21 protein-coding genes are annotated in these 22,276 nt (G+C 52.3%); 13 read left to right on the forward strand and 8 right to left on the reverse strand.

Annotated elements, in window-relative coordinates; genetic code table 11:
• Positions 1-13: 13 nt before the first annotated feature.
• From PAEVO_RS24690 to PAEVO_RS24715, 6 genes are all read right to left on the reverse strand, one after another.
• Positions 14-1,963, reverse strand: a complete 1,950-nt coding sequence (locus PAEVO_RS24690) for an ABC transporter permease (protein WP_100540143.1) — start codon at positions 1,961-1,963, stop codon at positions 14-16.
• The gene (locus PAEVO_RS24695; RefSeq protein ID WP_100540144.1) at positions 1,938-2,708 is read right to left on the reverse strand and encodes an ABC transporter ATP-binding protein; all 771 of its coding nucleotides are present in this window, start codon (positions 2,706-2,708) and stop codon (positions 1,938-1,940) included. Before PAEVO_RS24695 ends, PAEVO_RS24690 begins: the two co-directional genes overlap by 26 nt.
• Before the next feature lie 185 nt (positions 2,709-2,893).
• Positions 2,894-3,901 (reverse strand): HAMP domain-containing histidine kinase, encoded by a 1,008-nt coding sequence (locus tag PAEVO_RS24700; protein WP_100540145.1) that lies wholly within the window; start codon positions 3,899-3,901, stop codon positions 2,894-2,896.
• Positions 3,898-4,599 carry a response regulator transcription factor gene (locus PAEVO_RS24705; RefSeq protein WP_100540258.1) on the reverse strand — a complete coding sequence of 234 codons (702 nt, stop codon included), beginning with the start codon at positions 4,597-4,599 and terminating at the stop codon, positions 3,898-3,900. Before PAEVO_RS24705 ends, PAEVO_RS24700 begins: the two co-directional genes overlap by 4 nt.
• Before the next feature lie 217 nt (positions 4,600-4,816).
• On the reverse strand, positions 4,817-6,325 hold the full coding sequence (locus PAEVO_RS24710; RefSeq protein ID WP_100540146.1) for a sensor histidine kinase: 1,509 nt from the start codon (positions 6,323-6,325) through the stop codon (positions 4,817-4,819).
• A complete protein-coding gene (locus PAEVO_RS24715; RefSeq protein WP_100540147.1) occupies positions 6,322-7,008 on the reverse strand; it encodes a response regulator transcription factor in 687 nt (228 codons plus the stop codon). The genes PAEVO_RS24710 and PAEVO_RS24715 overlap by 4 nt, the downstream gene beginning before the upstream one ends.
• Positions 7,009-7,257: 249 nt before the next feature.
• On the opposite strand from PAEVO_RS24715, the gene PAEVO_RS24720 reads away from it, so the two are divergent.
• The 5 genes from PAEVO_RS24720 to PAEVO_RS34120 all read left to right on the forward strand — a co-directional run bounded on the left by PAEVO_RS24720 (position 7,258) and on the right by PAEVO_RS34120 (position 10,882).
• A complete protein-coding gene (locus tag PAEVO_RS24720; protein ID WP_100540148.1) occupies positions 7,258-8,022 on the forward strand; it encodes a pirin family protein in 765 nt (254 codons plus the stop codon).
• Positions 8,023-8,446: 424 nt separating this feature from the next.
• Complete coding sequence (locus PAEVO_RS24725) at positions 8,447-9,265, forward strand: C40 family peptidase (RefSeq protein ID WP_100540259.1); 819 nt, start codon at positions 8,447-8,449, stop codon at positions 9,263-9,265.
• A 188-nt stretch (positions 9,266-9,453) separates the two neighbouring features.
• Positions 9,454-9,651 carry a YwbE family protein gene (locus PAEVO_RS24730; RefSeq protein ID WP_100540149.1) on the forward strand — a complete coding sequence of 66 codons (198 nt, stop codon included), beginning with the start codon at positions 9,454-9,456 and terminating at the stop codon, positions 9,649-9,651.
• 193 nt (positions 9,652-9,844) lie between these two features.
• Positions 9,845-10,435, forward strand: coding sequence for a hypothetical protein (locus PAEVO_RS24735; protein ID WP_100540260.1), 591 nt, complete (start codon positions 9,845-9,847; stop codon positions 10,433-10,435).
• Positions 10,436-10,543: 108 nt separating this feature from the next.
• The gene (locus PAEVO_RS34120) at positions 10,544-10,882 is read left to right on the forward strand and encodes a hypothetical protein (RefSeq protein WP_207797524.1); all 339 of its coding nucleotides are present in this window, start codon (positions 10,544-10,546) and stop codon (positions 10,880-10,882) included.
• Between the two features lie 57 nt (positions 10,883-10,939).
• Here PAEVO_RS34120 and PAEVO_RS24745 read toward each other — a convergent pair whose 3' ends face one another.
• Positions 10,940-11,425, reverse strand: a complete 486-nt coding sequence (locus PAEVO_RS24745; protein WP_100540151.1) for a GAF domain-containing protein — start codon at positions 11,423-11,425, stop codon at positions 10,940-10,942.
• A gap of 187 nt (positions 11,426-11,612) precedes the next feature.
• On the opposite strand from PAEVO_RS24745, the gene PAEVO_RS24750 reads away from it, so the two are divergent.
• Positions 11,613-11,918: a hypothetical protein gene (locus tag PAEVO_RS24750; protein WP_071221900.1), complete on the forward strand. Its 306-nt coding sequence runs from the start codon at positions 11,613-11,615 to the stop codon at positions 11,916-11,918.
• Positions 11,919-12,001: 83 nt separating this feature from the next.
• Here the strand turns inward: PAEVO_RS24750 and PAEVO_RS24755 are convergent, their stop codons facing one another.
• Positions 12,002-13,078, reverse strand: coding sequence for an alpha/beta hydrolase (locus PAEVO_RS24755; RefSeq protein WP_100540152.1), 1,077 nt, complete (start codon positions 13,076-13,078; stop codon positions 12,002-12,004).
• A 168-nt stretch (positions 13,079-13,246) separates the two neighbouring features.
• On the opposite strand from PAEVO_RS24755, the gene PAEVO_RS24760 reads away from it, so the two are divergent.
• The 7 genes from PAEVO_RS24760 (at position 13,247) to PAEVO_RS24790 (ending at position 22,247) form a co-directional block, all read left to right on the forward strand.
• Positions 13,247-13,828 (forward strand): GNAT family N-acetyltransferase, encoded by a 582-nt coding sequence (locus PAEVO_RS24760; RefSeq protein WP_100540153.1) that lies wholly within the window; start codon positions 13,247-13,249, stop codon positions 13,826-13,828.
• Between the two features lies 1 nt (position 13,829).
• Positions 13,830-14,588 (forward strand): energy-coupling factor transporter transmembrane component T family protein, encoded by a 759-nt coding sequence (locus PAEVO_RS24765; protein ID WP_100540154.1) that lies wholly within the window; start codon positions 13,830-13,832, stop codon positions 14,586-14,588.
• A 121-nt stretch (positions 14,589-14,709) separates the two neighbouring features.
• Positions 14,710-15,297 carry an ECF transporter S component gene (locus PAEVO_RS24770; RefSeq protein ID WP_100540155.1) on the forward strand — a complete coding sequence of 196 codons (588 nt, stop codon included), beginning with the start codon at positions 14,710-14,712 and terminating at the stop codon, positions 15,295-15,297.
• A gap of 4 nt (positions 15,298-15,301) precedes the next feature.
• Positions 15,302-16,885: an ABC transporter ATP-binding protein gene (locus PAEVO_RS24775; RefSeq protein WP_100540156.1), complete on the forward strand. Its 1,584-nt coding sequence runs from the start codon at positions 15,302-15,304 to the stop codon at positions 16,883-16,885.
• 172 nt (positions 16,886-17,057) lie between these two features.
• Complete coding sequence (locus PAEVO_RS24780) at positions 17,058-18,578, forward strand: MDR family MFS transporter (protein ID WP_100540157.1); 1,521 nt, start codon at positions 17,058-17,060, stop codon at positions 18,576-18,578.
• 260 nt (positions 18,579-18,838) lie between these two features.
• Complete coding sequence (locus tag PAEVO_RS24785; RefSeq protein WP_100540158.1) at positions 18,839-20,629, forward strand: sensor histidine kinase; 1,791 nt, start codon at positions 18,839-18,841, stop codon at positions 20,627-20,629.
• A complete protein-coding gene (locus PAEVO_RS24790; RefSeq protein WP_100540159.1) occupies positions 20,610-22,247 on the forward strand; it encodes a response regulator in 1,638 nt (545 codons plus the stop codon). Before PAEVO_RS24785 ends, PAEVO_RS24790 begins: the two co-directional genes overlap by 20 nt.
• Positions 22,248-22,276 lie beyond the last annotated feature (29 nt).

Below are 22,276 nucleotides of genomic sequence, written 5' to 3' on the forward strand. Positions count from 1 at the left end.
TCTCTGCCATCCTTTATATAAGGGTCTGCTTCAGCTTGCGCAGATACTGGCTGCGGATGAAAAAAAAGTACAGGACCTGCATCATCAGGAAGCTGATCAGCACAATGCCCATTTCAGCCGCAATGGATAAATAGAAATAGCTTTGCAGCGCGATGAAAGCAAAGATGCTGTGCACGATCGCAAGGCTGATCGGTACAAAAAACAGCAGCGCCAGCTGTCCGGTTACGATCCGCCGGAACTCCTTATCCGTCATCCCGAGCCGGGATATCGTGGCATAATGCCTGCGGTCGTAATCCAGATCGGCATAGAGGCGGAAGTACAGGAAGCTTCCTGCCGCGATAAAAAACACCGTGCCCACAAGCAATGCCGCGAAGAGCAGCATATTGTACAGGCTGTCCCGAAGGGCAAACAGCGTGCCGCTGACCGCCAGCGCGTAAGGCCGGTCCATCTCATAACGCACGGCACCGCTCGGGGCCAAGTGAGGGGCGATGCCCTCGGTCTCCGTAAAATCATCCACGTAGAAGCCGGTGTACCATTCCTGCCGGACCGGATCCGTGACAGCGGCGAAGATGTCGTCGCTGACGACCAGTCCGCCGAAACGGGAATCGTCATCTATCTCCGGCAGCAAATATTCCGGCACGCCGACATGATCGGAATAACCGATTTCACGCAGCCGGATGTCGGAATCCCGCAGCCGGTAAGAAGCGTAATCCCGGTTGCGGATATAAGCTCTGTCGTTTTGCGAAGCAATGAGGACAAGGGCCTCCTCGCCGCTCGGCGGCTGTTCGTTAAACGGCAGTCCCGCCATCACGACGGCCGCCTTATAGTCGGAGAACGAGATCAGTGTCAACGGAATCTCCGATGGACCGACCTGCGCCGATGCCAGTACGGCATCCGTATATTTAACGCGAAACGATAGCGTTTCAAACGGTATTTTTCTCGATTCAAGCTCATGCCGGATTTCGTTCAAATGCTGCTCCTCGGAGGCATCTCCCGTTTTGGCGAGATAACCGATGGCGGCTGGGAAGTCCTCGTTGAACTGCTTCGTGAGCACCGGGATGGAGGCAAATACGCCTACCGAGCAAAAAGACACGGCCAGCACGATCGTCACCATCGAGAACATCTGGGCATGATCCTTCAGCCGGTATTGCAGGCTGGATAGCGAGATCAGCTTGGTCCTTCTCCAGGCTAACCGGCGGCTTTGCTTCAACCTCCGCACGAGAGCAACTCCAAGCTGGGTATACAACAGATACGTGCCGATCATCGTCATTAAGGTAACCGGAAACATGCGCAGCGCAAGGGTCGATGCGCTTGTCGTGGCCGCCAGGCCGTAGCTGACCAACAGCAGAGCAGCCGCCAATATGGATAACCACGGCGATGTCCTGGGCGCGGTTTTCGGCCGCTGTCCGGACTGGAACAAGTCGATTAGCGCTTTGGGCCGCAGCAGCCAGGGTGTGCACAGCGAGATGATGAGGAACAGCAGCACATAACTCGCGACCGTCAGCCCCAGCGCGCGCAGGCTCAGTCGAAACGGCAGGGGCGGGACTCCGAGAAAGGCTGAGCCTGCCATCAGGAACAGCTTGCCTGTAATGATGCCGAACAGGATGCCCGTTGCAATCGCGCTTACGCCGATGATCATATTTTCAAGAAACACCATCTTGTTAAACTGGCGGTCCGTCATGCCATGCATGAACAGAATGCCGAACTCGCGCTTACGGGTCTTCAAGAAAGCCCCGACGGAATACAGCACGAAGAAAAACGAGAATACGTACATAATCAGCTCTGCGCCAACCATCGCCTGGATCACAACCTGATAGAACATCTCGTCCGTGATGGAAGGGTGAAACAGGAACAGCGCGCACACAAAGAAAATCATGACGGAGAATGCACTGCTTAAGAAATAGGCCGCATAGGTCCGCTTATTCCTCAGGACATTCCTAAAAGCGAATTGTCGAAAGGTCATGACTTCCTCCTCCCAGCAGCGCCAGCATGTCGATGATTTTCTGGAAAAAGGCTTGGCGGTTGTCACCGCAATACATTTCATTATATAGTTGACCGTCCTTGATGAACAAGACGCGGTCACAGTAGCTGGCTGCCACCGGATCATGTGTGACCATGAGAATCGTTGCGGAAGCCTCTTTGCTCGAAGCGGATAGCGTCTGCATCACTTCTTTGGAGGCTCTGGAGTCCAGGTTTCCCGTGGGCTCGTCGGCCAGAATCAGGGACGGCTCCTGAATGAGCGCCCTGGCGATGGCGGTGCGCTGCATCTGTCCGCCGGAAATCTCGTAGGTATGCTTGTGCAGAATAGACCCGATGCCGAGCCGGTCTGCGATCCGGTTCAGCCGGATGCCCATTTCGTCCAGCGGCATGCCTTCCAGCGTCAGCGGAAGAACGATGTTTTCCTCAACGGTCAGCGTATCCAGCAGATTGAAATGCTGGAAGACGAAGCCCAGCTCCCGGCGCCGAAACAGAGCGGTATCGCTCCTGCTGAGCAGATGGGGATTGCGTCCGCCTATGATCACTTCCCCGGCCGTGGGCTGATCAATGGTGGCAATCAGATTGAGGAGCGTCGTTTTTCCGCTGCCGGAAGGTCCCATAATGCCGACGAATTCGCCTTTGGCGACGTTGAAGTGAATATTGCTCAGAGCTTGGAACGCCACTTTGCCCTCGTAGATTTTGGATAGATGCTTGACGCTCAGGATGGGCATATCTTCACTCCTCTATAACGATGTTATCATTGTAAAAGATTCGTTTGCGTCCATGCCATATTCGTAACTTACAGTTACCTTACAACCTTGTAAGGTTTCTTTTACTGATGTAAGCAGATCGGGGAATAAGCCGCAGCGCTCTTAAAGAGCATGTACTGCCGTTCCCTTCCATCTGCCGGTGGAATTTATGGTGCGATGCGGCCTGCAGAATCCGCAAAAACGATGCGGACCGTCGTTCCTTCATCGACCTTGGATTCGATTTCGAAGGCATGTCCAAGCTTATCGCATATTTGTTTGACCAGAAACAGTCCCATGCCTGTCGATTCCTGGAACCGGCGACCGTTCTCTCCGGTGAAATAAGGATCGAACACCCGTGGCAGGTCGCTTTGGGGAATACCGATGCCCTCGTCCCGGATTTCAAGCACAATTTGATTCCCCCGGATGTAGCCGTTGAAAAAGAGGGTGCCTTGTTCCTTCAGCGTATATCGAACTGCGTTGGTCAGCAGCTGTGTCAGCACAAAAGAAAGCCATTTCTCGTCCGTGGCTACCGTTAATCCGGAATCGATCCGGATGGACGGGTATATTCTCCGCCGGATAAACAGACGCTTTTGCTCGGAGGTGACATTCCGGACGATTCGCTGAAGCGGCAGGTTTTCCACATGGAAATCATGCTCGAATGTATCAAGCCTGGCAGTATACAGCACCAGATCAAGCCCTTTTTTGAGCCGGTCCAGCTCGTCGCCGATCGCGGCAAAACGGGGATCATCGTCATCCTGAAGAATCAGGTGAATGACTGATATCGGCGTTTTCATCTGGTGGGCCCATTGGTTGATGAACTGTAGATGGCCTTCAATCTTATGCTTATAGTTATGCAGATCCGTGGTGTAATGCCGGAACTGGGTTTTCAGCAGCTGATGAAGCGCTTCGGCGAGCGGGGTATGGGAGGATTCTGCCGAGGATTCGCCGGTGAGGGATTCTCCCGGGAGCGGCTGCTCCAATCGTTTATAGAAGGAACGGTTGGCAATGAACCGGAAGGCCAGATAGCCGAGCAGCAGCAGTAAGCTGATGATGCCCGCGTACAGGCTGACCGTCAAATTGCGATAACCGTCCAGCCTGTAGATCAGGGTTACGACAAGGAGCTGGGCGATATAGACAATCATTAAGGGACGCTGCTCTTGCAGAAATAGCCTCATGCTTCGTCCCCCCAGCTCGGTACCAGCCGATAGCCGCGCCCGCGCACGGTTTGAAGACCGTCCTCGATTCCGAGGGCGGTGAGTTTCTTGCGGACGCGGGTGATGTACACATTCAGCGTATTATCGTCCACAAAGGCCTGATCATCCCATATTTTCTCCAGGAGCCGGTCCCTGCTGACAATCTGCTCGGGCTTCTTCATTAATTCGTCCAATATTTTGGCCTCGGTATGGCTGAGCTCCGCTTGGGTCTGTCCGAGCGAAACGGAGAGACGCTCAACGTCAAGCGTGAGTCCGGCAACGCTGAGGACACGCTCATTCTGACCGGCAGCATAGGAGCCGTAGGCCCGCCGGAGCTGGCTCTTGATTTTGGCCATGACAATCTCGTAGTCAAAGGGTTTGGTTATATAATCATCGGCGCCGTTCTCCAGCGCCATCACCTGGTCCATTTTCCCGTCGCGGGCGGAGATGAAGATGATCGGGCAGGTGGAGAGGCTGCGGAATTGTCGGCACCAATAATAGCCGTCGAATTTAGGCAAATTGATATCCAGGAGCACAAGATGAGGGTCATAAGATTCAAATTGATCGCGTACCGTCTCGAAATCATGAACGGACTGCGTCGCGTAACCGAATTTATGAAGATACTCTTTCAGTAGGCCGACCAGCCCGGCATCGTCTTCGACAATGAAAATTTTGAACATATCGATCATAGTCCCTTCATTTGACATTCTCGTACCGTCTGTATTGTACCAAATTGTCAGGATATAAGGAAAAATTACGTGAGCGAAGACAGTAGGTGGCATTAGGGAGAGTGGGGGAGTTTGCCAAACAAATAACTATGATAAATCCAATCGACCAGTCTAAGGAGATCATGAGCATTCATGATCTCCTTTTTGTTGTTTTCTGATTTCGTGTTATTTAGCCATCAAGGAGGGGATGAATGATACCCGGCCATTCCGCACGGAAAACCGTTCCATGGTTAACCGTGCTGTCCACGCTCATCTGACCGCCATGCGCGTTAATAATGGACTGGGTGATGGACAGTCCAAGACCTGCACCGCCGTGCTGTCTGGTCCGGGATTCATCGATGCGGTAGAAGCGCTCGAATAGATGGGGCAGATGCTCCTTCGGAATCCCGGCTCCATTGTCGCTGACCAGCAGTACGGCATGTTCCTTGGTTCTATCCACCGTGACGGTAATCCGCCCTGTGGCAGCATCGGTATGCTGTACCGCATTATGAAACAGATTGTAGATGATCTGCTTGATCTTGTCGGAGTCACACCGGCACAGCACGACTGCTGCTTGAATCGTTACGTTCCTGCCTTGGGCAAGCATCCTTAAATGGGGCTCCATCTCAAACAGCAGCCGATCCAGCCGGGTATCCTGCAGATGAAGCTCCGGCTTGCGGTCAAGCTTGGCTAACAGAAGCAAATCCTCGACCAGTTTCTTCATGCGCTTGGATTCCCCGTGCATGCTGGATAGTGCAGCATGCAGCTGCTCCGGGTTGTCGGCGGCCCCGCGGCCAAGCACCTCCAGAAAGCCGTGAATCGAAGTGAGCGGCGTTCGCAGCTCATGGGAAGCATCGGCAATAAACCTCCGCATCTGCTCTTTGGCTTCGCGTTCCGTTTCAAACGCATCTTCGAGCCTTTTCAGCATACCGTTAAACGATTCCGCCAAGCGGTCAATCTCCCGTTGACCCTGCACGGCAGGAATACGCTCCGCCAAGTTTCCGGCGTCGGTGCGTTCTACCGTTTCGACCATTCGGTTCAGCGGGTGGAGCGTCCGGCGCAGCAAAGGCAAGTACAATGCAACCCCCGCAGCCATGGCAAGTATAGCCAGTACGGCAAAAATCAGCAGCTGCCGCAACAGAACGGCATGCAGCGGCTGTGCATCCATTCCAAGCTGCAGTATACCGGAAGGGCTGTTTGGGCTGCCGTAAGGGCGAAAGACAACGATCTGCTCGGTGCCTTCGGTATTGTCAATCACTTCATACGCAACGGGCTGGCGCTCTTTGAATTGCTCCAGAATCGAGGTATAAGCCCCTGCTGTCAGCTGCGGTGCGGAGAGACCGGTGTCACTGGTCAGGTCGGTGTAGTTTCCGTTCGCCGCGATCTTGGCAAGCGACATATTCGGCAGAAAGAGCATAGGTCTATCTCCCTGACGGGGGTTTTCCGGAAGGGCTTCGTTATTTCGCTCAGCAGGCCGGTTGCGCGGCTCCCGATCAGGCTCCCATAGCTCCACGGGGATAGAGCGAGCCTGGAGGGAAAGCGCCTCGGCTTGATTGCGGAACAGGGCATTTTTCATCAATACATATTGCAATGCGCCGATCAGCACAAGCAGAAGCGCCAAGACGATGAGGGATCGTGACAGGAGCTGCGTACGTAGCGACGGAGGTCCGGATGAACGTGCACGGTTTCGCAAACTCATGGCAAATCGACCCGGTAGCCGGCTCCGCGAAGCGTGCGAATGACCCGGTGTTCCTTATCACCGAGCTTCTCGCGCAGGGATCGGATATAAACCTCCACGATGTTATCCTCTCCGCCAAAGTCGTAATTCCACACAATATTCAAAATGTTCGTTTTACTCAACACGCTGCCGTGTTTGGTTACAAGCAGTTTAAGCAGTTTATACTCCGTGGGCGACAGCTCAAGGGCCGCCTCCTGGTATGCAATTTCTTTCTTCCGGTCATCGATGGTGAATGGGCCCAGCCGGATTTCACCCAGCAGACTCGGGAACTGATTGCGCAGCCTTGCTTGAATTCGGGCAAGCAGCTCTTCGAAACTGAAGGGCTTGGCCATGTAATCGTCCGCTCCAATCATGAGGCCCTTCACGCGATCATCAATCTCGTCCTTCGCGGTAAGCATAATGATCGCGACATCTCGACCCTCCGCCTTCAAACGTCTGCATACCGCAAGTCCGTCCATTCCCGGCATCATCACATCCAGTACGATGATATGCGGCTCGAAGCGGCTTGCTTCCATTATCGCACGTTCCCCATCGGGGGCCGTTCGCACTTCAAACCTTTCATTTTGCAGACCAAGCGCCAGAAACTGCAGTATATGAGGCTCGTCATCCACTAGCAAAACGCGAATACGATGCATTGATTCCATAGCACAAAACTCCTCTTATCTCATTCCTTCAACTTTATCATACGTGCTCTAGCTGAATGAAGTCTGAACGTGAACTGAAAATAAACTGAAAATACACTGAAAAGTGATTCGCAAATATGCATTCTCAATAAGGGAATTTAAGGATGTTGATATATATTCTGTTATCGTTAATACTATCTTAAAGCCGAGATAATCAATGCAGCACCTGTTCAAGGTCAATCATGGATAGGTGAAAGGAGGAGACTGGACATGATAGGAAATGTATATCCACCCGAGAATCAGAGCAAGGGCTCTCTCGATGGAGGAAGGATAACGGAGCAGAAGCCGATCGGTTTCTCCGGAGAAGGGTCTGCCGTGACCCGGGTGGGACCGCTTTTCTATTGGTCCTGGTTCCGTTCGCCCGTCGAAGGTTATATCGCGCCTCATCCCCATCAGGGTTTTGAAATCGTGACTTATATGATTCAGGGAAAGGGCGTTCATAAGGATTCGCATGGCACGCACGATGAGTTGGGGCCTGGAGGCCTGCAATTGATGAGGGCCGGCTCCGGACTAACGCACGAGGAACGTCTGACTGGGCCGGATGCAGAAGGATTTCAGATTTGGTTCGAGCCGTATCTTCGCGATTCATTGAAACAGAATCCTGCCTGTCGTCAGTATCGACCGGATTCCTTTCCGGTAACCCGCATACAGGGTGGGCTGGTTAAAACGATGATTGGCGGTTCCGCACCAACCGATTTATCTGTGGATGTGAGGATGCTGGATATTCAGATTCTGGCCGGGAACGAAGCTCAGTATGAATTGAAGTCCGGCAGGAGAGCAGCTGTGCTTGCCGTAAGGGGAGCAGGCAGCTTTTGTGGCGAAGAGGAAAGCCTTCTATTTCGTCAGCGGGACTTTATGGTAATGGATACGAAGCAGGGCGAGACGCTAAGCCTTAAGGCGCAAGACAATGTGAGGGTCATCCTGATTGACGTACCGGAAAACCCTGGGTATCCGCTCTATTCCAAGAGGCCATAAGGTCAAAAGTTTACAAAATTGTAGTGGAATGAAATTTAGGATGTACGATAAACTAGAGTCTGTCAGATGGGGACACCCGTTTGGACAGGCTTTTTTAGCTTTTTTTAGCTGTAAGAAGGATCGAAATATATTCTCTCATGCAACAATAGTAAGAAAAGATACGTATATATGGTAAGCAGAAAGACCCAACAGAGAATTCCGGCGTTCGTTATACCGGGATGGTTGGGTTATTTTGGCATGTTTTATTTCTATAATAATCTATTTATACTAAATTTAAGTATAAAAAGAGACTAAAGTCCTCCTCTTTGCCAATAGTTGGCATGCGTTTTTGTGAGGATGGTAGCATGCGTCCCGAGACATGGCCTGTCTATAATGATTGCGGGATCACGAAAATGACAATTTCGTCATTCCACAATCTAACGAGATGGGGGAGATACTTATTTTCTCGAAAAAAAGCTTTAAACAATTGATGGCCGGAGCGCTTCTATCAGCAGCTGTTCTTGGTTCTTACGGATATGGGTCTGTGAATGAAGTGGCTGCTGCCAGCGTGCAGTCTGTAACAAAAGGTGTAGCAAGCTCGAACGTGTACATGCGCAATCAGCCTTCTACTTCTGGTAAAGTCTTGGATCGTGTGTATAAAGGGGATAGCGTTCAAATTCTGGGCAGCAGCTCAGGCTGGTATAAGATCAAAACTTCGGACGGCAAGCAGGGTTATGCTTCGTCTAAATATATTAACCAAAGTAATGGATCTTCTAACAATTCCGGCAGTAATTCCGGCAATTCGGGAAGTACCGCGCCCTCTGCCAGTGCCAGCGTTGAAAAAGTAATCAGTGCAGGGATGAAGTATCTGGGCACGCCATATGAATTCGGTTCTAACCGCAGCTCAACGAAAACCTTTGATTGCTCGGCCTTTGTCCGCCGCGCATTTATGGACGGCGCTAACATTACGCTCCCAAGCGATTCCCGCAAGCAAGGGCAGTACATCAAGGACAAAGGAACAGCTGTATATAACGTTAATCAATTAAAACGCGGGGACCTGGTATTCTTTATGAGTTACAGAGGTTCATCGGCATCCGCTTATGCCGGATTGGACAAGTCCAAACAGCGGATCACCCATGTAGCTATTTATTTGGGAGACAATAAGCTGCTGCATACGTACTCGAAACAATCCGGTGGTGTCCTTGTAGGTACCTTCGGTGATTCCTGGAAAAATCGCTTCGTGCATGGCGGAAGCGTCCTGTAACGCATCATTATCAATTTTTATTAAGTATATATTCTTACTTAGAATGTGATAGAAGGACTGTCCGAATAGATCTGAATGATCTTTAACGGGCAGTCCTTTGTTGTTTGGGATTTGCTTTTCACCTTTGATTTCAGTATGGTGGACAATAGAGAACGGACAGCATCAAGAAATGGACAGGAGGGACGACGATGAATGGTGGGCAGCGTTCCCATATCAAACCGGGACTTGAGGTTGATATCGTATTGAAGCAGGATCAGCGAACGGGCAAATTAACCCGCGGCGTGGTCAAGGATATTCTGACCAATTCTCCGAACCATCCGCATGGCATTAAAGTACGCCTTCAGGATGGCCAGGTGGGACGGGTAAAGAACATTTACGAGTCTTGAAATTCGACGCAGTCCTCGGGTTACAACTGGGCTGTCATTAATAGAACCGTTTGACTATAAGTCGATCCAAAACTTCGCAATTTTGAGGAGTATTGGATGCGACTTTTTTGCATTTCTGTGCAACATTGCCTTCTGACCATCCGTCTGGAAGGTTGAGGTGAAATTGAAGATGAAGATGAAAAGCTACCTTTCTATGGGGTTTATCTTGATGGTTATTATGCTAACAGGTTGTGTGAAGCAGGAGACACTAGGGGCGGGTCCGTCTGATCCTTCATTGAATAGAGCTGCCAGGGAAAATCATGCAGAAGTTTCCGACGGGGACTTCTTGTATCGCCTCGTTAGCGAGAAGGGGCAGTACGAGCATGGGGATCAGGTTCAAGTATTCGCGGAACTGGAGTATATAGGCGAGCAGGATGAGGTTACGATTGGCCATGCAGCCTCCGCCTTTTTTTTCCCGATGAAAGAGCTCACAAGAGACTATGACATCAGTTACGCCATGAATGAGCCTTATATTACGACCACGCTGAAAAAGGGGGAGCCCCTGCGCGAGTATTATAAAATGCGTAGCGGATACGGCGGTAAAGACGATAAAAAGTACAAAGATTTCATCCTTTCCCTGAAGGATGGCTTTCCGGGCGGGCGCTACGTCGTCTACGGATCCGCGGATTTCGTGATTGATTCACAGTCGAACGGCGCGGACCAGGGCGATTCGAACGGGGAAGAGCCCAAGCGCTATAAGATACAAGCCGAGATCGAATTCAGTGTAAGTGAAGAGAAGAAGTAATAAGAAATACAAAAAAAGGGGTATCTCACAGAACTTATCGACCTGCGAGATACCCCTTTAACTTTCTTATTGGAAGCCTTGGCCTTGATGTGTATTAGGAAAACCCTGTTGGCCAAACGAAGGCTGAATGTGCTGTGTTTGGTTGTGAGCTTGCACGGAATTCTCGACTTGTCTAACGATCTGAGAGATTTGCTGATACTGCTGCATCGCCTGTTGATGGCCTTGAAGGGCAGACTGGATCATCTGTGCCGCTTGGCGCTCACGCTGAGCGAGCTCCTCAAGGCGGGCAGCATTTTGCTGCTCTTGCTGTATCAGCTGCTGGTACATAGCCGAACCCTGCTGCGTTTGCTGGGTCAACTGCTGAAGAATCTGCTCGCATTGGCGAATTTGCTGCGATATTTGCGAGTTGTTGTTATTCATTTGGTACATGGTGTGTATTCCTCCTAAGAATTGTGGTTTCAAATCCTTGGTTAGTGTACGGAAGAATACGTCAAATCATCCTGATTATAATGTGAGCTGCCCTTCCAATATGTGGACAAATTCCTCCAGAAAAGCTTGATCCTGCTGGTCGAAACGGTTCTTCAGCGGACTATCGATATCGAGAACGCCATACAAAGCGCCATCCACCATCATCGGAACTACAATCTCGCTGTTCGAAGCTGCATCACAGGCAATGTGCCCGGGGAATTCATGTACATCGGCAACAAGCAGTGTCGTCTGTTCAGCAGCAGCCGTGCCGCAAACGCCGCGATTCATCGGAATCCGGATGCAAGCGGGCAGTCCTTGGAACGGCCCGAGCACCAGTTCTTTGCCATCATAGAGATAGAAGCCGACCCAATTCGTATCGGACAGAAACTGCTTAAGCAGCGCCGAGGCATTGGACAAATTGGCAATGGCATTGGGCTCATCGTGTATAAGTGCTTTTAGCTGGTTCAGGACCTGGGCGTATTGCTCGCTCCGGGTGCCCTCATAGGGTGTGTTTTGAAACATGTGGTTATCCGCCCTTCCTTTATTCGCGTTGGTTCAATCACCTTAGTATAAGTATATGATATTCGTCAAGGGACAAGCCATGGGAAGAAAAACTCCAAGTGAATCCGGCTGATTCCTCTTCCAGGCGCAAGGGTAATGTATGACATAACCAGGTATCAATTTAATCAGGTGGAGGGAGAGAACCTTAATGCGGGCAGATGTACAGAATTTGTTTATCGGTATTCATATGCTCTATCACGCCCATGAGCGGGATCTAACGATTAGCGAGATGCAGCCCGAGCTGGAGCGCCATGGATATAAGGTTGGCGACAGGGAGGTTAAGCACGAGCTCGAACGCTTGACCGAAGAGAACTTCCTGACGGCGCACGGTGAAGGATACAGCCTCACGGGAGCCGGGATCGAGGAATTTAAAGAAATTCAGAGCAGGCTTAAGGAGCTTTGCGATGAAGTGCTTAAACCGGTGAATCCGAAGAAGGCAGACTCCATGGCGTAAGTAGCTAACAGCATAACATTAAAAGAAGCCCCCGACTCACGCTTTCTTATGCGTGCAGGCGGGGGCTTTTTTGGGCTACCGGTCTAAACCGTTTCAAGCGAGCCGTCCAGCTCAAGCTGGAAAGGATGCGGGGCAGGCGCTGCCTCCGTTTCCGGCTGTGACACCCGTTCAGCTTCTGGCTGAGGTGCTCTCACGGGTTGATCTATATGTTCGCGAAGGAAAGAGTGCACGCTCTCCCGATATTGCTTGGGATCAATATGATAAGCGTTCGCATGGATAGCGCCTTCGATTAGAAGAAGTTTTTTCGGGTCCGGTTTGGCCTCAAACATCTCGATACTCATCCGGGTAGGCACGTAATTATCCTTGGTGCCATGGATGAACATAACCGGAAGCGTGCTGTTCCGAACAGCACGGATCGGGCTGACCTGATCCAGGCTGAATCCGGCTTTACGCCGAATTCTGGCGTTCACCCAGGACAGGAACGGCACAGAAGGGATTTTGTTGATGCGCGTAAGCTGATGCCGCATTAAATCCGTCAAATCGGAATACGGGCAATCCGCTATGACAAGCTTGACCTGCGGATCGGCAATGGATAAATACTCCAGCACGGTTCCCCCTCCCAGCGATTGTCCATGCAGCCCGATGGCCACATTCTCGCCGTATTTGCGGGTAATCCAGCGTACCCACGCTTGCACGTCGTGTTTCTCATAATAGCCGTAGGTGGTATAACGTCCTTCGCTTCGTCCATGCCGGCGCTGATCAATGAGGAGCACGTTGTAGCCCTCTTCCGTAAACAAATCGATGAATTGGGTGGATACGGCTCGCGAACCGGTATAGCCGTGGGCAAGAAGCATCCAATGCTTGGAGCCGGGATTGTTCTCAATGGCTGCGCCGCACAGCTTCAACCCGTCAAAACTCGTGATTGCCACTTCGTTCTTTTGAAGCGATTCATATTGCTCTCTGCTGTACAGTCCGGCTTTTTCCAGTACCGTGAACAGCTTAAGGTCATTCTTTACGCGCATCCGCGTAATCTGCAGATATCCGATTTGCGTAATGGCAGCGGCAATGACAACGACGGTGAACAGCAAGACAATCGCGATATACATACTCAGATGACTTCCTCCTTCTTCCGCACTGTACAAGGGAGCCGTTACAAGCATATTGACGGAAGCCTCCCGAATCCATCAATATATATACATCCAGCTCTAAGGTGTTGATGGGGGACCAGGATACGGATTGATTTTTCGCTATACTCTTATATACACGAACATAGTATCACCGGAAACAGCGCATACAAGTCAGTTTTTTTGCAAGGGGGTTCGAAAACCATGTACGTCTGCGAGGGAATCATTCCGGAGATAAAAGGCCGGCGATTACGGCTGCGAAGAATGGAGGCGGAAGATGCGGAAGCGATGTTCCGCTGCTGGTCCGATCCGAAGACAACCGCTTTTCTGGATTTGCCTCCTATGCATTCGGCTGAGGACGCAAAGGCATTGATTCATTGGCTGCATCTCCTTGCCGAGCAGGACGAAGCCATCCGCTGGGGCATCGAAGTCATCGAGACAAGACAATTGATCGGCAGCTGCGGATTTAATATTTGGCAGCTGGAGGGTGCGTTCAAGGGCGAGTTCGGCTGTGAGCTAATAAGCACTTACTGGGGGCAGGGCTTCATGTCGGAGGCGGCCGAAATGGCTGCAGCATTTGGGTACATATCCATGGGACTAAACCGGATCGAAGCTTTTGTTGATCCGAGAAATGAACGGGCATGCCGATGGTTTATGGAGATCGGCTATGTGCGCGAAGGCGTATTACGGGATTATCGCCATACGCCAAACGGTTATGTGGATGCCGTTGTTTTTTCAAGGCTAAGAAAAGATTGGGAAAGGCCGATAGAGAGGCAGGAGTTGTAATATGCTGATTCAATATGAGAAGGGTAACGCGCTTCTTCATCGATATGATCCATTAAGCAAGCTGGTGATATTATTTTGCACCGCCGTGATCGCCATGCTGCTTGATCAGGCCTGGCAGCAGGCGTTATTCCTCCTGCTATGCATAGGACAAGCCCGATTTGCAGGCCAGGTGTCAGGCAAACAGTTGCTGGGAGGGATCCGGCTGATTGCGATCGTTGCAGTGCCCTATTTCATTCTGACCAGCCTGACGGTCAAAGGAGAAACCGTATGGCTGCAGTGGGGACCCATCACTCTGACGGTAGAGGCTCTGGACGCTGCGGGTGCCATGTCACTCCGCATGTTTACGTTGTTTCTGACCTCGATGGCTTATATCTTGACAACGGATCCGAGAGAATTGGTAGCCGAGTTGACCAGACGCCTTCGAATCCCTTACCGGTTTGCGTTTGGCGTATCCGCTGCGCTGACCTTCATTCCGCTGTTGGAGGAGGAGGGTGCACATATTCTGGCTGCCCAGCAGGTAAGGGGCCATCGACCGCCCAAGGGTCTCGGAAGTCGCATCGGTTACGGATTGAAGTTTGTATCAGCTGTCCTGCTTAATGCGCTGCGTCGTGTTCAACAAACGGCGGGCGCAATGGAATCCAAGGGATTTGGCGCGTATCCGGACCGAACGTATCGTACGGAGGTTAACCTTCCTTCATGGGCGGTCGCATCGGCGGTTTTGTATGTACTGGCAACGGTTTTCGTGTGGTGGATTGTCTAAATTGTTAACCGTTAATGATAAAAATAAGGTTGACGTTAAGGGCGGAAGCATGCAAAATATGAAATGAAGCATCCGAAAGTGTTAGCATAGCCGCCATGGCTGGAAATAAGGAGGACTACATTTGAATTCATCATCGCAGAAAAAATGGTTTGCTTTTACGACGCAGGAAATTATTCTGATGGCGATGCTCGCTGCCGTCAATGCCGTTCTAACTGTATACATAGGGCCGGTTAACAAGCTGCTGAACAGTCTTGGCGGACCCATCGCAACCTCGACGACGACGGGCATCTACATGGTATATGGACTCTTGGCTTATTACATCATTCGAAAACCGGGAACGGCGGTTGTCACGTTTGCGATTGGCGGCACGATTCAGGCTCTGACGGGGACGGTGTACGGCATCGCTTCGTGTTTTGTTGCCGCAGGCTGCTACATGATCGTGGCAGAGACGATTTTTGCCATCTACCGCCACAAAAAGTGGAGTGCCGGCGTGCTCATGCTGGTCGGCGGTGCGATGGTACCGCTCTGGTTCCTGTTCGCGGCCAATATGTTCGGATATACGTCCTGGCCGCTTGAAGTACTTGGCATCGCGCTGGTTGTGCGCATTCTGAGCGGCGTGCTCCTCTGCGGTCTGTTAACCAAAGTGTTAGGAGAGGCGTTAGTGAAGACAGGCCTGCTTCGCCGGTTTGCCGTCGCCGTGAAGGGATAGCTCCATGTCAGGAACAACGGTAATATGCCGAGACCTTGGATTTCTCTATGATGGAGAGGAGCGCCCGGTTATACAGGATTTCCACCTGAAGATCGACCAAAACGAGTGGGTCGCTATCCTCGGGGCAAGCGGCAGTGGGAAGTCGACGCTTTGCCAACTGCTGAGCGGCCTTCTTCCGAGGAGCGGCGGAGGCGCTAGAACTGGGGAAGTGCTGCTGGATGGCATGGATCCCGCAGCGGCGCCGATTGCCGACGTGGCCGAGGCGGTAGGGGTATTGTTTCAGGATCCGGATGCGCAGCTCGTTCAGGGCATCGTAGAGGACGAGGCGGCCTTCGGGCCTGAAAATATGCGGGTTTCACCTGCCGAGATTGAAGAGCGGGTGGTTCAGTCCCTTGCGGCGGTCGGGCTGCTGGACCGCCGGACCGATCCGGTGCGCAGCCTGTCCGGCGGACAGCGGCAGCGCACGGCCTTGGCCGCGGTGCTGGCGCTGCGTCCGCGGCTCTTCGTCTTCGACGACGCCTGCGCCAGCCTGGATGCCGCGGCGCAGGCGAACTTCCTGCAGCTGTGCCATAAGCTGCAGGCGGAGGGCCGGACGCTCATCACCGCGTCCGGCCGCTTTGACGATGTTGCGCGCGCAGCGCAGCGCGTCATCGTCCTGGACGGCGGGACCGTCGTGCAGGACGGGCCGCCGGAGGAGCTGCTGCAACGCTGCGGGGAGCAGCTGGTGCAGCTGGGCTTGCTGCCTCGCCCCGCAGGCGAGGCAGCGGGTGCCGCCGCCGGGGAACAGTCTGTCCCGGCGGCAACTCTCCCGCATCCGGCTGGGCGCCATGCGGGGACACCGGTCCCAGCAGGTTCCATGCCTGCCGCGGTATCCCATGCGGAAGGCGCCAGGCTGTCTGCGGCCTCCCCGCTGCTCCAGATTGATTCGCTGACGTTTGCGTATCCCGGCGGTCGGGAGGCGCTGCGCGATATCGAGGCGGTGATTCATCCCGGCGACTGGGTGCTGCTGACCGGGGAGAACGGATCCGGAAAAACGACCCTCAGCCGCCTGATCATGGGACTGCTGCCGGCTCCGGCAGGCAGCATACGCTGGCAGGGGGAAGATACAAAGGGAATGGCCGTCTACCGAAGAGCCGAGTTAATCGGCTACGTGTTCCAGCAGCCGGAATATATGTTTACGGCTCCGAATGTTTGGGAGGAGCTGATCTACAGCCTTCATGGCGGGCTGTCCGTGAAGAAGCGCCCCGAGCTGACGGCTGGCCAGCAGCAGCGAGCCGGGTTTCTGTTGGACAAGGCGGGACTTACGGATCGTCTTCAGATGTCTCCCTATTTGCTCAGTCAGGGCGAGAAGCGTCTCTTAAGCATCATCAGCCAATTGATGCTGGAGAGATCGCTGTATATCCTGGACGAGCCGACCTCGGGAATGGACTATGCCGCCATCGAGAAGGTAACCGAGCTGTGCCGTTATGTCATCGGGGAAGGCTCGGCCATCCTGATGATCACGCACGATCCCGAGCTTATGAAGCGATATGCCACTTCCTTTATTCATCTGCGGAACGGGAAAATGTCTGTGCAACCATCGCGGTAACCTTTATAATAGAAATGTTACATGATGTGAAAGCGCTCCTGGTAATCGGGAGGCGCTTTTATGCTGTTGGCCCCGGTTTTTTATCCGTATCCATAAGGGATACATACGGGAAACATGTCGGCAGGAACAGGAATCATGCCGGGGCTGTCTAGAGTAAAGGGGACGAAGGAACGTGGGTGTATTAAAACAAGACAAACGCAGTTATATCCTGGTCGGTATTCTGTTATCCACCTTTATGGCTGCGATCGAAGGAACGGTTGTCGGTCCGGCGGGTCCGGCGATTATCAGCAGCTTCGGCAGCGTAAGCCTGATGAGCTGGATTTTTACGGCTTATCTGCTAACGATGGCCGTAACGACGCCGATCTTCGGTAAAATAAGCGATTTATATGGACGCAAGCCCGTATTTTTATACGGCTCGCTGATCTTTCTCGTAGGCTCATTGCTGTGCGGCCTGTCGCAGAACATGACGCAGCTGATCATATTCAGGGCAATCCAAGGGATCGGGGCAGGTGCCGTTATCCCGGTAACCTTTACAATTGTCGGAGACATTTACAATCTGGAGGAACGAGGGAAGATTCAGGGGATGATCAGCTCCGTATGGGGAATCTCCTCTCTGATCGGACCGCTGCTTGGCGGGTATTTCGTGGATTACCTGTCCTGGCACTGGATCTTTGTCTTTAATGTTCCGTTCGGGCTGTTATCGATATGGCTGATTTTCCGTTATTTCAAAGAGGAGCGCACCACCCGCGAAGTATCGATCGATTATGGGGGAGCGGCCCTGTTTACCGTGGGGATGACGGCGCTGCTGTTTGCGCTCGCGGTAGGCGGCGGAGAGAGCTATTCCTGGACTTCTCCATTCATGCTTGGTCTGATGATCGGTTCCGTGGTGCTGCTCGCTGCGTTCCTGGTGGTGGAGAGTAGGGTGAAGGAGCCGATGCTGCCGCTCCATTTATTCAAGATCCGGGATATTACGGTATCAACGGTAGCCAATATTCTGGTCAGTGCGCTTATCATCGGGTTGACCACGTATTTGCCGCTGTGGATTCAAGGCGTTCGTGGCGGCAACGCCACCTTGTCGGGTCTGACGCTGGCCCCGATGTCGATCGGATGGCTGATCGGCTCGATTATCAGCGGGCGCCTGATCGTTAAATCCGGTTCTCGGAAAACGGCGATGATCGGCGTCGTGCTCCTCATAATCGGAGCGGTGGGATTGGCGTTCATGCATAAGGATACGGCGCTGGGCGTGCTGCTGGTCTTTACGTTCATTTATGGCGTCGGCTTCGGTTACATCTCCACCTTGTTTCAGATCATTGCGCAATCCTCGGTCGGCTATGAGGTTCGCGGAGCTTCCACGGCGCTGAACTCCTTCATCCGGACGTTTGGTCAAACCGTGGGCGTAGCGGTGTTCGGATTATGGGTCAATGCGGGAATCGCGGGCAGGCTCGCCGCTGAGCCGGATGCGGCCGGCATTACCAGCGACGACATTAACAAATTGCTCTCTCCGCATGGAATGGCTGAACTGCCGGAAGGGTCAGGCAGCCTGCTGAGCGGAATATTGGAGGGAAGCCTCAATTCCTTGTTTGTGGTGATGGCCGTGATGGCGGTGATCTGTATGTTGATCGTGGCCGCCTTCCGCAATGCGCCCCCTGAACCGGAGGCCAGAACGGAAGAGACTCAGCTGTCAGGCCATTGATCGATGGACTCATGCAAGGCATATATTTCATATTATAAGTTTAACAGGACCCCGCTCTCTTTGAGGCCGGGGTCCTGTTTTTTTGTTTCATGCGGTTCTTGGTGGACTGCAAACGGCCATCTCGCAGCAAATCCCCTTCGAAAGTGCCCGGAATCTTGCTTTTATGCCCTACACGGCACAGGGCGAACTCCGATATAATAAACATATTTCGCTTTATAAATGAACTTCTCCCACTACATAAACCAAGGGGCTACCGATGTATGTCCAAATTTAATCTGTTTCGAAAAATCGTTCTGTTTATTTTCCTGATGTTAATTCCCATTGTCGGCCTCTATTTCTATTCGAACCAAACCACGACGAACGTGCTCAGCAAGGAGCTCAGCCAATCGAATACGAACCAGCTCGTCTTCTTTCAGAATCAGGTGAATACCAATATCGATATTTTGGCATCGTGGCCGAATTTGCTGCTGCATGACCCGGATATTTCAAGCTTTCGGGATATTTATTTGCAGGATAAGTATCTGAATCTGGACGCGATTAACCTGGTGAAGCAGATTCAGACAAAGCTTAGCATACAGGAGAGCTCTTCGAACTGGCGCAGCCATCTGGCGATTTATTCCCCGTCCCTCGGGCGGGTGGTCACCGAAAGCGACGCCGGGTTTTACTCGCCCGAGGAGCTCGCGGAGGACATGAAGCCGGGGTGGCAGGTCACTCCTTATGATGAGGGGAGCGATCGGCGTTTCCTGTTTGTCTGGTATTCGGTTGCACCGTATTCCACCCAGCATCATACGGGCAAGTCGAATACGGTGATCAAGGTTGAATTCGACAGCACCAATATCCAAGATATGCTGGACCGCTTTAAGAGCGACGGAAGGAGCGATCCGTTCTACTATAAACCGGATACGGGCGTCATCTACAATCGTACCGCGGACCAGGAACTGATTAACCACATGATTGCGGAGCTGGGCCGCGAATCCTTGCTGGACGTGGAGAACCGCGTGAAGGAAGTGGACGGCAAAACCTATTCGGTCAGCATCGTATTATCGGAAACGACCGGATGGTATTTGATCGACTATATTCCGCTATCGGACATTATGAAGCCGATCCATACGTCGAACAGGCTCTTTTATATATCGATCAGCGCACTGCTCTTGATGAGCTGCCTCGCGGCATACCTGCTGTACTCCCAAGTTCAGGTTCCGATCAAGCAGCTGGTTTATGTCTTCCGCAGGCTGCAAGCCGGGGATTACTCGGTCAGGATGAAGGTATCGGGCCGTAACGAGTTCAGTTTTCTGGCTACGAGATTCAACTCGATGGTGGAGCAGATTCAGGAGCTGTTCGAGCATGTATACATGGAGAAGATCCATGTCAGGGAAGCGAAGCTGAAGCAGCTGCAGTCCCAGATCAATCCCCATTTCTTCTACAATTGCTTCTCGTTTATCACCAGCATGGCGAAGCTTCAGAAATACGAAGCCGTCGTGGCGATGTCGCATAACCTGTCCCGGTATTTCCGCTATACCACACGCCAGGAAAGGGAGCTGGTTCCCTTGTCGGATGAGGTCGAGTTCGTTACGCATTATCTGGAAATTCAGCAGATGCGAATGAGGCGTCTTCAATATCATCTCGACTTGACGGAGGAAGCAGAAGGCATAGAGATCCCGCCGCTGGTCATTCAACCCTTGGTGGAGAACGCCGTGCTGCATGGCATTGAACCTCATTCGGCCGACGGTGAGATCAAGGTAACCTTCCGGATTCTGGACGGCGTTGCCTGCATTCAAGTGGATGATAACGGAATCGGCATGAACGGGCGGAAGCTGGCTGAGCTGGAGGCTCGGCTGAACAGGCCGATGGATCAGGAGATGGGCTGCGGCGTCTGGAATGTTCACCAGCGGATGCGGCTGCGTTATGGCGAAGAAGCCGGTCTGCGTTTTGCGGCATCTCCGCAAGGCGGCGTAAGGGCTGTGCTCTATTGGCCGCTGCCGGATCGCTTGGGGGGAATCAATCAAAGTCAGGGCAGGGGGCAAAGAGTTGATGAATATCTTATTGGTTGATGACGAGAGTTATGTCACGGAAAGTTTATATCAGACCATACCATGGCGTGAGCTGGATATTGAAGAAGTATATCAGGCTTCTTCTGCCCTGGAGGCGATCGACCTGCTGGAGGAGCAGGACATCGATGTGGTAGTTACGGATGTTCGGATGCCGGTGATGACCGGTCTGGAGCTGATGGAGACCATAACCGAGCGCTGGACGCATATCCGCTGCATTTTACTTACGGGTTATTCGGATTTTGAATATGCCAAGCAGGCGATTCGGCTGCAGGCATCCGATTACATTTTGAAGCCGGTGGACGATGGTGAATTCATGCGAAGCGTGAGCTCCGCTTTGGCATCGATCCAAGAGGAGCGGAAGGAGCTTGGGCACTACCATCAGTTGCTGTACAGCCGCAAATCGGATCTCGGCATTCTGCGGAACAGCCTCATGCATGATCTCTTGCTGGGACGCGAGATGTCGCGGCATTCACTCGATCACAAGCTTCATGAATATGAAATTCCGCTCCGAACAGACCAGCGGACAATCATGCTGCTGATTCAGCTTGGGCAGAGGTTTACGGGAATGGACGACCATTCGGTCGGCCTCATGGAATATGCCATCGGCAACATTGCTGAGGAGGTATTTGCCGAGCTGTTCCATGTGTGGTCCAGCAAAACGCCGCATCATGGTTTGATTCTGTTGGCTCAGCCCAAGAGAGAGTCGAAGGCTGGTGAAATGGAGACATTCGCGGATTCCCGTGAATTGAAACGGTATATCACCCAGTTTCAACAGGATGTGGACAGCTATCTAAAGGGAAGCATTTCGGTTCTCGTGTCAGCCTCCTTTGATTTTCCGGGGGAATTGGCATCCGTTTACCGGTCGGGATTAAGCTCGCTGTACCTCTGGGGAAACGGAGATCATGAAGCTATCCGTTTCTCCGAAGACCATGATGTCCGGCTGCGTGAGCCTGTATGGGACGTAACCCAGGCGTTTGCAAAGCCGCCGAGCCTGCTGCATCTGCTGGAGACAAGGCAGTGGGATGCCGCCCGAGATAAAATAGAACAAGTCTTTGCAGAACTTGAAACCGTATTCATTGGGCAGACGGCGTTGTATGAAATATTTTTATCAGTTGCAAATGCCTATATGTACCTTGCTCATAAGCAGGGGCACACCATTCATCAGCTGGACCAGGCGGGCTGGGACCCCTTATATATTCAGCAGGTGGTTCAGTCGGCTGCCAAGCTGCGCTCCTGGTCGCTTGAAATGCTGAACAAACTTCACGATATTTCGTCCGAACAGGAGACAACGAGCAAGAGCCATATCATCAAACAGGTCCAGGAGATGGTGACTGCCGATTCGGGTCATGACCTGTCTGTCAAGACGATTGCGGACCGGGTATTCCTGCATCCGGTGTATTTATCCAAAATTTATAAGAGCGAAACCGGAGAGGGACTCGGCGATTATATCATCCGCAAGCGAATGGAGCGGGCGTTATATCTGCTGAAGCATACGAACAAGAAGATTTATGAAATTACAGCTGAGCTTGGATACCAGAATCCGCAGTATTTCAGCAAGATGTTCCGGAAGCACTACGGAATGACCCCGAATGAATACAGAGACCAAGGATGTTGCTAAAGGTGCAGAAATCTTCGATTCGTGACATA

Origin of the sequence: Paenibacillus sp. GM2FR (assembly GCF_002803325.1) — a bacterium.
GTDB classification, from domain to species: Bacteria; Bacillota; Bacilli; order Paenibacillales; family Paenibacillaceae; genus Paenibacillus_AQ; species Paenibacillus_AQ lautus.

Bases quoted from the DNA above. Each gene is read 5' to 3' on its own strand.
- PAEVO_RS24690 (WP_100540143.1), bottom strand. From the start codon at position 1,963: ATGACCTTTCGACAATTCGCTTTTAGGAATGTCCTGAGGAATAAGCGG.
- PAEVO_RS24695 (WP_100540144.1), bottom strand. From the start codon at position 2,708: ATGCCCATCCTGAGCGTCAAGCATCTATCCAAAATCTACGAGGGCAAA.
- PAEVO_RS24700 (WP_100540145.1), bottom strand. From the start codon at position 3,901: ATGAGGCTATTTCTGCAAGAGCAGCGTCCCTTAATGATTGTCTATATC.
- PAEVO_RS24705 (WP_100540258.1), bottom strand. From the start codon at position 4,599: ATGTTCAAAATTTTCATTGTCGAAGACGATGCCGGGCTGGTCGGCCTA.
- PAEVO_RS24710 (WP_100540146.1), bottom strand. From the start codon at position 6,325: ATGAGTTTGCGAAACCGTGCACGTTCATCCGGACCTCCGTCGCTACGT.
- PAEVO_RS24715 (WP_100540147.1), bottom strand. From the start codon at position 7,008: ATGGAATCAATGCATCGTATTCGCGTTTTGCTAGTGGATGACGAGCCT.
- PAEVO_RS24720 (WP_100540148.1), top strand. From the start codon at position 7,258: ATGATAGGAAATGTATATCCACCCGAGAATCAGAGCAAGGGCTCTCTC.
- PAEVO_RS24725 (WP_100540259.1), top strand. From the start codon at position 8,447: ATGGGGGAGATACTTATTTTCTCGAAAAAAAGCTTTAAACAATTGATG.
- PAEVO_RS24730 (WP_100540149.1), top strand. From the start codon at position 9,454: ATGAATGGTGGGCAGCGTTCCCATATCAAACCGGGACTTGAGGTTGAT.
- PAEVO_RS24735 (WP_100540260.1), top strand. From the start codon at position 9,845: ATGGGGTTTATCTTGATGGTTATTATGCTAACAGGTTGTGTGAAGCAG.
- PAEVO_RS24745 (WP_100540151.1), bottom strand. From the start codon at position 11,425: ATGTTTCAAAACACACCCTATGAGGGCACCCGGAGCGAGCAATACGCC.
- PAEVO_RS24750 (WP_071221900.1), top strand. From the start codon at position 11,613: ATGCGGGCAGATGTACAGAATTTGTTTATCGGTATTCATATGCTCTAT.
- PAEVO_RS24755 (WP_100540152.1), bottom strand. From the start codon at position 13,078: ATGCTTGTAACGGCTCCCTTGTACAGTGCGGAAGAAGGAGGAAGTCAT.
- PAEVO_RS24760 (WP_100540153.1), top strand. From the start codon at position 13,247: ATGTACGTCTGCGAGGGAATCATTCCGGAGATAAAAGGCCGGCGATTA.
- PAEVO_RS24765 (WP_100540154.1), top strand. From the start codon at position 13,830: ATGCTGATTCAATATGAGAAGGGTAACGCGCTTCTTCATCGATATGAT.
- PAEVO_RS24775 (WP_100540156.1), top strand. From the start codon at position 15,302: ATGTCAGGAACAACGGTAATATGCCGAGACCTTGGATTTCTCTATGAT.
- PAEVO_RS24785 (WP_100540158.1), top strand. From the start codon at position 18,839: ATGTCCAAATTTAATCTGTTTCGAAAAATCGTTCTGTTTATTTTCCTG.
- PAEVO_RS24790 (WP_100540159.1), top strand. From the start codon at position 20,610: ATGAATATCTTATTGGTTGATGACGAGAGTTATGTCACGGAAAGTTTA.